Consider the following 2,646-nt stretch of genomic DNA (forward strand, 5'->3'; position numbering starts at 1 on the left):
GGATAGAGCAACTGCCTTCTAAGCAGTGGGTCAGGAGTTCGAATCTCTTCAGGCGCGCCACTTTTGCTTATATGGTGGGTATAGCTCAGTTGGTTAGAGCGCTAGATTGTGGCTCTAGAGGTCGTCGGTTCGACTCCGATTACCCACCCCACATTTAACTTTCGTATTTTTGCTGTTTTGGGTTTTTCGCTCAAGCGTTCAGCATGTTGGGATGTCGCCAAGTTGGTAAGGCACCGGATTCTGGTTCCGGCATTTCGAGGGTTCGAGTCCTTCCATCCCAGCCAATATTTTAAAAATTTAAAGGATGTTGGGATGTAGCCAAGTCGGTAAGGCACCAGACTTTGACTCTGGCATTTCGTAGGTTCGAGTCCTGCCATACCAGCCATGAGGGCCATTAGCTCAGTCGGCAGAGCACTTGACTTTTAATCAAGGTGTCCGCGGTTCGAATCCGCGATGGCTCACCAAAAAAGGAACTATTCGTCAGGATAGTTCCTTTTTTTATGATTCTTTCAAGCCATTTGAAGCCATTTTTGTCAACACAAGAGAACCGTCCCCTTGTGTCCACCCTTGTGTCCAAAAATGTACGTCCCCAAATGGACCGTGTCCTGTCACATTACGCTGAAGCAATAGACAACCAATCTAATAAACAACAGTACTCCTGACAGTATGAGATTAATGTAGTTTAATTTTTCTACTCTCACACGAAACAGCTTTAATGCACTAATAAGAACAATATTAAGGAAGAAAAAAAGTAAGGAAAGTAAAAACATTTCATATTGCATTATCTGATATTCATACAAAGTAATATTTGGATGCAGCTCACCAGTAGCAAAGAATTCCATAAAAGTTAGGAAAATTGCTACTATTGTAAAAATTATAAATACAATATTAATAACTTTTATGATTCTTAAATAAGTTGACATGAATACACCTCGTTTTTTTGTAATGTCTACCATTTTTTGGGCATAAAGTTACGATAATAATCCTCCCACGTGTTACCCCATAAATTGTAAGGAAAAACATCCAGCGATGTATGTTTATATGAACACAAGGGGACGGTTCTCTTGTGTCCCCCTTGTGTCCCTACATCTACCTCTCTGAGTGAAAAATTGGTTGTTGTTTACTTTTTTATTAAAAATATTATTCCCATACCAACAATTATTATTAAAGCTGGTACTCCAATCATTAAGTAGTATATTCCTTCCGGAACATCCCCAATAAAATATCCTGTTTGAATTTTGTGTATGATTATAGTATATAGTACATTGAATATAATAACTGAAAACATATATATCATACTAGCAACACACGATATTGACTTTTTGCAGACAAAAGGTATATTTACAATTAATAAATATAATGGTTGAGCAAACAAATATGTAATAGCAAACACACCAAAATCTATTTTTATAGGCACAATTGAATCTATTATATACAGTATAGAAGGAACGAAATTTAGTAAATAATACATCTTTTACACCTCACTTTCCAACTACTGCATTTGCATACGCAGCTTTAGATGCTTTTTGTGCCCAAGGGCTATTTTGTGCATACAAGGATGCATAATTTGATAAAGCAGAGTATGCACCTGAGTACTCAAACCGGCGGAAACCAGATATTATAACAGTTTTTTTAGAGCGGATTTATCAATTGTCCCCACATGCTTATAATAAATGATTACTTCTACATTCTTATTACCATTCTCGGTATCCTCATTAATAACAATTTTTTCAATGAGCTGGGATAATATTTCTCTGGTTAGTTCTGTGGGCGACACTAAGGTATCAAATTTTGCAATTAATTTAAGCCATTTTTCGGGATTAAAGTCCTTATTGCTGATTTCATCAATGTTATGTATTATTTCCTTTATTTTAGTATTTACAAGGAACTGTTCTCTTTCAAATTCTTTTAGTAACGTGCTAAACCTCTTTGGAGTAATGATTTTGTTGATTTTGTCTTCATAAAGATTTCGAATAATTTCATCAATTTGGTTAGAACGCTGTTGCAGTTCAGCAAGATTATTTGATAAATCGTCAGGAATTCTGTTTTGTAAATCATAATGTTTTTTTAGCAAAGCAAGAAAGCGTCTATATTTTGACGCCGCCGCAAATGCACAATTTTTAATATCATTGAAGACTATTTGTGCAAGCTGTTTCTTTTCTGTGTAATGACTTGAGCAACCCTTTAGCCCCCATCTTCTATATTGCCTGCAACAATAGTTTTCCTTTCCCTTGGCAAAAGAATATGACATTGTGCCTCCGCATTGACCGCATTTTATCAATCCAAAAAACAGATTTGAATCACACGAACCTGATGCAGTGTGATTTTTTTTTATTGTTTGTTGCACTCTTTCCCAAACCTGTCGGTCCACTAAAGCTTCGTGACTGTTTGGCGTGATAATCCACTCTTCTTTTGGCTTTATTTTAGAAGGTGTGCGATGGAACTGGGAACACTCATATATCCCTTGCACCATGTCTCCGACATATGTCCGATTTTTTAATATTAAAAGGACCGAGTTTGCATCCCAGGGTTTTTGGGGGTTATAGCTTTTGCCCAATTGTGCTTGTCGATACTCTAGAGGAGGAAGCTCTTTATTTTTGGTGAGTATTTTAGCAATTGCTGTGCTTCCTAATCCTGCTTCATACA

The 2,646-nt window shown here is 36.7% G+C and carries 1 protein-coding gene and 4 tRNA genes; 4 read left to right on the plus strand and 1 reads right to left on the minus strand.

The genetic code is table 11. The annotated features are described in order from the left end of the window. Positions 1 to 74 precede the first annotated feature (74 nt). From IKV95_RS02630 to IKV95_RS02645, 4 genes are all read left to right on the plus strand, one after another. Positions 75 to 151, plus strand: a tRNA-His gene (locus IKV95_RS02630). Positions 152 to 207: 56 nt separating this feature from the next. After that, positions 208 to 284 (plus strand) — tRNA-Gln (locus IKV95_RS02635). Positions 285 to 308: 24 nt separating this feature from the next. Then, positions 309 to 385, plus strand: a tRNA-Gln gene (locus tag IKV95_RS02640). Between the two features lie 3 nt (positions 386 to 388). Further along, positions 389 to 464 (plus strand) — tRNA-Lys (locus IKV95_RS02645). Positions 465 to 1,618: 1,154 nt separating this feature from the next. Here the strand turns inward: IKV95_RS02645 and IKV95_RS02650 are convergent. After that, positions 1,619 to 2,646 (minus strand): recombinase family protein (locus IKV95_RS02650; RefSeq protein ID WP_287451386.1); only part of this gene is annotated, 1,028 nt, incomplete at its 5' end.

Origin of the sequence: Brochothrix sp., from assembly GCF_017549435.1 — a bacterium.
In the GTDB taxonomy this organism is placed as follows: Bacteria; Bacillota; Bacilli; order Lactobacillales; family Listeriaceae; genus Brochothrix; species Brochothrix thermosphacta.